This is a genomic window from Chryseobacterium sp. (genome assembly GCF_022712095.1).
GTDB lineage: Bacteria > Bacteroidota > Bacteroidia > Flavobacteriales > Weeksellaceae > Chryseobacterium.
Genome location: NZ_JALAHD010000014.1, coordinates 1 through 5,889 on the forward strand (window position 1 = coordinate 1; position 5,889 = coordinate 5,889).

7 protein-coding genes are annotated in these 5,889 nt (G+C 34.0%); all 7 read right to left on the bottom strand.

The window, feature by feature from the left end:
- Positions 1–240: 240 nt before the first annotated feature.
- Entirely contained in the window at positions 241–834 is a 594-nt protein-coding gene (gene ribA, locus Q0A18_RS00605; protein WP_292008227.1) for a GTP cyclohydrolase II, read from the bottom strand.
- A 19-nt stretch (positions 835–853) separates the two neighbouring features.
- On the bottom strand, positions 854–1,312 hold the full coding sequence (locus Q0A18_RS00610; RefSeq protein ID WP_292008228.1) for a hypothetical protein: 459 nt from the start codon (positions 1,310–1,312) through the stop codon (positions 854–856).
- Positions 1,309–1,923 carry a DUF4254 domain-containing protein gene (locus tag Q0A18_RS00615; protein WP_292008229.1) on the bottom strand — a complete coding sequence of 205 codons (615 nt, stop codon included), beginning with the start codon at positions 1,921–1,923 and terminating at the stop codon, positions 1,309–1,311. The genes Q0A18_RS00610 and Q0A18_RS00615 overlap by 4 nt, the downstream gene beginning before the upstream one ends.
- Before the next feature lie 16 nt (positions 1,924–1,939).
- Positions 1,940–2,152 carry a twin-arginine translocase TatA/TatE family subunit gene (locus Q0A18_RS00620; protein WP_292008230.1) on the bottom strand — a complete coding sequence of 71 codons (213 nt, stop codon included), beginning with the start codon at positions 2,150–2,152 and terminating at the stop codon, positions 1,940–1,942.
- Positions 2,153–2,183: 31 nt separating this feature from the next.
- Entirely contained in the window at positions 2,184–3,740 is a 1,557-nt protein-coding gene (locus Q0A18_RS00625) for a peptidoglycan DD-metalloendopeptidase family protein (protein ID WP_292008231.1), read from the bottom strand.
- The gene (locus Q0A18_RS00630; protein WP_363315932.1) at positions 3,737–4,564 is read right to left on the bottom strand and encodes a DUF4292 domain-containing protein; all 828 of its coding nucleotides are present in this window, start codon (positions 4,562–4,564) and stop codon (positions 3,737–3,739) included. Before Q0A18_RS00630 ends, Q0A18_RS00625 begins: the two co-directional genes overlap by 4 nt.
- Before the next feature lie 104 nt (positions 4,565–4,668).
- Positions 4,669–5,688 (bottom strand): sugar phosphate nucleotidyltransferase, encoded by a 1,020-nt coding sequence (locus Q0A18_RS00635; RefSeq protein WP_292008232.1) that lies wholly within the window; start codon positions 5,686–5,688, stop codon positions 4,669–4,671.
- Positions 5,689–5,889: the final 201 nt, after the last annotated feature.

Below are 5,889 nucleotides of genomic sequence, written 5' to 3' on the forward strand. Positions count from 1 at the left end.
GACAAATAATATGTCATATGTTAATGGAAATAATTTTAGACTGGTAATTATTCCTGCCAGTACAGGTAGTAGTCTTAAAGCAGCGGCTCCTGTAGATTATAATGATTATAATAGTGTTATTAAATATTATAATATTGATGAGTCTAAAATTAAATCACTTTAATCAGAATATATCTTTTCAATTTTTTATAATTAAAAAGCTTCAGGAATTTTCTGAAGCTTTTTTGTGTTAATCCTATTTTAATCCTGTTCATCAAGGAGATGCCCAAAATAGTCCTTTTTAGTCTTCAAATAGCCTCTGCTGATATCATTAGCAGGTATCTGTAAAGGAACTCTCGAATTGAGGTGAACATTACTTTCTTCAACATATTTTACCTTTTCAGGGTTATTGGTCAAAAGATTAATGTCTTTGACACCTAAAAGATTTAGAATATCTATTGCTACATTAAAGTTACGGTCATCAGCAGGAAGCCCCAATTTTAAATTAGCTTCTACAGTATCCAGTCCTTTTTCCTGTAATGAATAGGCTTTTAATTTATTAATAATTCCGATATTTCTCCCTTCCTGACGAAGGTAAATAATAATACCTCCATTTTCATGGATGTATTTCATGGCAGCGTCTAATTGCTGACCACATTCGCATTTTTGTGAATGGAAGACTTCTCCCGTAATACATTCTGAATGAAACCGCACATTCACAGGTTTTGAAAAATCTGTATTTTCTGCGATAATAGCCATGTGTGGCATCCAGTCTGCTTCGCTTTCGGAGAAAGCTATCATCCGGAAAGATCCATATTCCGTAGGAACATTGGCTTCCGCCTGAATTTTTATCATTTGATTTATCCCAATTAGTTTAATTTCCTTTTAAAGAATCTTCGATAACGGTAGTGTTAGTTTTTAGTCTTACCAAATACCGGTTAAGGACTTCATTATCATCCTGATCAAGATTCTGTCGAAGTTTCTGAATTTTTTTGTATGATTTTTCAAAGTTTTTAATGGCTCTGTCTTTTCCTGGAACATTTCCCGCATCAATAGCATACAGATAATTCTGAAGGCTATATTTCAGTACGGTAACTTCCTCATTTAGCTTTTCATTTTTAAACTTTGGAAAAGTTGAGATTAAATTAGAAATTTCGGAAGCATTGACATTTTCTTTGATATTAATATCAATACTCGATTTTAATCCCTTATCCGAATCGGAGCCTTTTGCTTCACTATAGAAATTATTGGACAGCGGAGAAAAATTTAACTTTTCCGTTGCACAAGAAGTAGTGATGATGAATAGTACTCCAAAAAAAAACAGTTTTTTCATTTTTGTTGCCCCTTTTGATAAAGGATTGGGTTAAGACTTTCATCGTTGTACATTTTCATTTGTTTGTACACTTTCATCTTAACGTCACCGTTCTCAATATCGGCAAGTAATTGATCGATAGAAGTAGATAGATCTTCTTTCTGCATAAGAAGTACATCCAATTTTGCTTGACAGTTTAAGCGGTGCTCTTCTGTTGCGGATTCTCTATTAGCTTCTAGCGACATATGATAAACCTTTAATGCAAGAATTGATAATCTGTCTACTGCCCAGGCAGGTGTTTCAGAATTAATTTTTGCATGGGGTTTAGGAGTTATATTTTTGAATTTTTCAAGAAACCAACTGTCTATAAATTCCACTAAATCTGTTCGTTGCTGATTTGAGTTGTCAATTCTTCTCTTTAATGCAAGAGCTTCGGTTGGGTCTATATTTTCATCTCTAATAATATCTTCCAAATGCCATTGAACGGTATCAATCCAATTCTTTGCGTACAAAATTCGTTCCAAACTGTCTTTTTCGAATGGATTATTGATAGGAGTATCGACATTATCAAAAATATGATAGTCTTCAATTGATTTACTGAAGACTTTCCATGCATTTTCTGTGAAATTCATTAATTGAAAGAATTAATTAGTTGCTAGCAGAATTATTATCTGTTGTAGAGTTTTTGTTCTCTGAAGTCGTTTTATCGTCTTCTTTTACCGCATCTTTAAATTCTTTAATACCTGAACCCATTCCTCTCATTAATTCAGGGATCTTCTTACCTCCAAAAAGCAATACTAATAATATAGCTACGATAAGGATGTGTTGCCATGATAAGGCTAATATTGTTAATGTTCCCATTTCTAAACTTTTTTGCAAAGTTAATCTTTTTTTAATACGAAACCCAACCTAACGGATCAACCGGAGTACTTCCGTTCCATACCTGGAAATCAAGAGTATACGATCCGTCAAAGTCCTGACCTACCGTTCCTACCGTAGTTCCGGCGGAAACCTGTTGGCCTTTTGAAACATTTACGTTTCCTAGATTGGAGTAAATTGTAAAGTAATTTCCGTGTTTTACGATAACTGTTTTGGTACCGTCATTATTTGCCAAGACAGAAGATACTGTACCCGGGAATACGGATTTGGCACGAGCACCTGAAGGAACTGAAATCTTGATTCCGTTATTTTCTTCTACGATATTTTTAAACACAGGATGTGGCTGTCTTCCGAAACGGTGGGTAATCTGTCCCTTATCCACAGGGAACCCTAATTTGCCTCTGTTTTCAGCAAAGTTATTTCCTGCCGCTGTAGAAACTCCAAAGTTAGTCATTGCTTTAGATTCTGCAGCTTTCTTTTCGTCTTCTTTTCTTTTCTCTAATGCAGCCTCAGCTGCTTTAGCTGCAGCTAATTTATTAGCTGCTTCTCTTGCTCTTGCATTAGCTTCTTCTGATGCTTTGGCTGCTGCAATTTTTCTTGCTTCATCTTTAGCATTGGCTTCTGCTCTTGCTGCCTCTTCGTTACGTTTTCTTTCTTCTTCAGCACGTTTTGCTGCTAATTCAGCTGCTTTTTTAGCTTCAGCTTCAGCAAGTTTTCTTTCTCTTTCTAATGCTTCCGCTCTTGCTTTGTTTTCAGCTTCAATTCTTGCTTTTTCCCTTTCTGCAGCTAGTTTTGCCAAACGTATTTTTTCTGCTTCAGCCTTCTTTCTTGCTTCTTCTTCAGCCTTGGCAATTCTTATTTCTTCGGCAATGATGGCTCTGATTCTTCCCTCTAATGCCTTAGATTGTGTTTGTTTCTGTTTTAACTCAGCAGTCAGTTGACTTTCATTTTTCTTAAATTCAGCCACAAGCTGTTCTTTTTGGGTGCGCTCTGCATTGATGGTAGCTAAATCCTTTTGTTGATTAACCAAAAGCTGTTCTTTATCTCTTGCTGATTTCTGCTTCTGTGCAATTGATTTTTTTAATTGTTCAGCTGCATGAGAAATCTCAGCCGCTTTTTTATCTTGATAGTCAGAGTATTGCTTTAAATACTGAACTCTTCTTAAAGCTTCTCCCAGATTTTTGGAAGAAAGGATGAAGGTTACTTTATTTTGTACGCCTTTGTTTTTATAGGCATTCACCAGTACTTCCGCATAGTTCTTTCTTAAAACTGCCAACTCTTTATTCTGACGATTGATTTCTAGCTGACGAAGATAGATTTCATCTTCGATAAATCTTTTTTCTTTTTGAGTATTGTTGTATACTTTCTCTCTTAATACTAACTTTTTATTGACACTAGTTAAATAGGAGATGGAAAGCTTGGATTCATTTCTTGTTTTTGCTAAATCCGAATTGATCTGAGCAATTTGTTTTTTAAGTTCAGCATTTTGTTTCTGCAACTGCTCTTTGTTTTGCCCAAAGTGCAATCCAAACAACAAAATTCCTATTAAAAAGCTAAATTTCTTAATCATTTAATCTCAATTTTCTTATAATTGGCTGGAACTGAATAGGGTGTTTCCATTTTAGAAAAGCCAAATTTCGTGTTTTCTAATAAGATCTGACTTGTTTTTGAACCTTTTATAATTATTTTAACATATTTAGGCATTCTGAGGTTATTTTTGAATGTTTCCCAGCCGTCATACAAGATTTCCACAGCATCATCCGAATCGGCATCCTGAAGTTTTACCTGTAATAAATCAAAATCATTAGAATATTGATAATTCACCTTGTATTCTCTTATTTTATCACCGGTTTCTATTTTCTGATTGGAAATAGAAGATAATTGATATCCCTGTATGTTTTTTGTAATACGGGCATTACGGTCACTCAGAGTAAAAAAGGTCCTTCCCATAAGTAACTTTTCCAGACTTTTATAATCTATAAAATTAACATTAAGCAGGTTATTAAAGTAATTGAAATCAGAGTCAATATAATTCTTGTTATATTTATCTAAAGCCTTAATTCCTTCCGGAGTGATGAGTGATCTTGCGGCATTGAAAAACAGGAAATTGATGTTAGCCCATATTTTTGTATCACTTTCAATATAAATAGTTGCATCCAGAGGACTTACCTTGATATTATCCGCTGTGATTTTACTATTGATTTTTATAAAATCAAATTTAGGCTGAACATATATTTTTTCATAAAAAGACAGTTTATCCGATATAGGTTCTCCTGCATCAATAGGTCCATTGCTACCTGCGTATTGTGTGCTGTCATTTTGTGGAACATTTTGCCCTACTGCCTTTCTGGTTTTACAGGAAAGTAAAGCGAATGTGATAAAAATTAAAGTGATCCAATTTTACATATTCAATTTTACGTAAATATTTTGCAATATTAACGCCAAACCACACAAAATCTTTTGTGTGGTTTGGATTGTTATTATTTAATTAAATTTTTTTATTCTTTATTTAAGAAATCAAGCACTGAATAATCACCCAACGAAATCTCTCTTGCAACTCCGAAATACTGTGCAGAATTTCCGATCATTGAATTGGATAAGTTTCCATGATCTATTACCGTATTTTCCTGTATTAAAGAATTATCAATATTGGAATTGATAACGATTGTATTATTTCCTAACGATACTCCAGGGCCTATTTTAGAATTGGATATTTTTACATTTTCTCCTATAAAACATGGTTGAATAATAAGTGAATTTTCAATATTAGCAGACGCCGGGTAGTGGCCCATTTCCTCTATCTCGTATTCTAATATTTTTCCATTGGTTTCTACCGTTGCATTTTTATTTCCGCAATCCATCCAGTCGTCGACTTTTCCTAAAGAGAATTTAGCTCCTTTGGATCTGAGGTTTTCCAATGCTGTTGTCAGCTGATATTCACCTCCTTGCTTAATATCATTTTCCATGATATAGTTAATTTCACTCATTAGCTTTTCAGCACTATTGAAATAATAAATACCGATAATGGCTAAATCTGAAACGTAAGTTTGAGGTTTTTCAATGAAATCTGTGATAAATCCGTAATCATCAAGCTTTACAACTCCAAAAGCAGAAGGGTCTTCTACTTTTTTCACCCAAATTACCCCATCTGAATTTTTATCTAATTTGAAATCTGCGCGGAATAATGTATCAGCAAATGCTACTACAACATCACCCTGCATCGATTGCTCAGCACATTTGATAGCATGGGCTGTTCCTTGTGGTTCATCCTGATAATATATACTTCCTTTTGCTCCTAGCTTTTCAGCTATCTGGGTAAGGGATTTTTCAATTTCAGGACCGAAGTCTCCAATAATAAAAGCTACTTCATCTATTTTTTCACCGGCAACTTTTGCAATATCTTCTACAAGCCTTTGCACAATAGGTTTACCAGCAATGGGTATGAGAGGTTTTGGAACGGTTAATGTATGTGGACGAAGTCTGGAACCACGTCCGGCCATAGGAACAATAATTTTCATAAACTATATAGGTTGTATTTATTAGTTGTTTTAGTCGTTTATAAAGATAGCAATTAAACGACCTTGAGAAGGTAATATTTATCAGCTTTCTTGTTTTTATAGTTGTAATCGGATTGGTTAGTATCAAAATAAATACCAAATACTATGCGCTCTTTCTTGTTCTTGCTAAAATTGTATTTTTTTCACTATAAATTAATATTA

Bases quoted from the DNA above. Each gene is read 5' to 3' on its own strand.
- ribA (WP_292008227.1), bottom strand. From the start codon at position 834: ATGATAAAAATTCAGGCGGAAGCCAATGTTCCTACGGAATATGGATCT.
- Q0A18_RS00635 (WP_292008232.1), bottom strand. From the start codon at position 5,688: ATGAAAATTATTGTTCCTATGGCCGGACGTGGTTCCAGACTTCGTCCA.
- Q0A18_RS00625 (WP_292008231.1), bottom strand. From the start codon at position 3,740: ATGATTAAGAAATTTAGCTTTTTAATAGGAATTTTGTTGTTTGGATTG.
- Q0A18_RS00620 (WP_292008230.1), bottom strand. From the start codon at position 2,152: ATGGGAACATTAACAATATTAGCCTTATCATGGCAACACATCCTTATC.
- Q0A18_RS00610 (WP_292008228.1), bottom strand. From the start codon at position 1,312: ATGAAAAAACTGTTTTTTTTTGGAGTACTATTCATCATCACTACTTCT.
- Q0A18_RS00615 (WP_292008229.1), bottom strand. From the start codon at position 1,923: ATGAATTTCACAGAAAATGCATGGAAAGTCTTCAGTAAATCAATTGAA.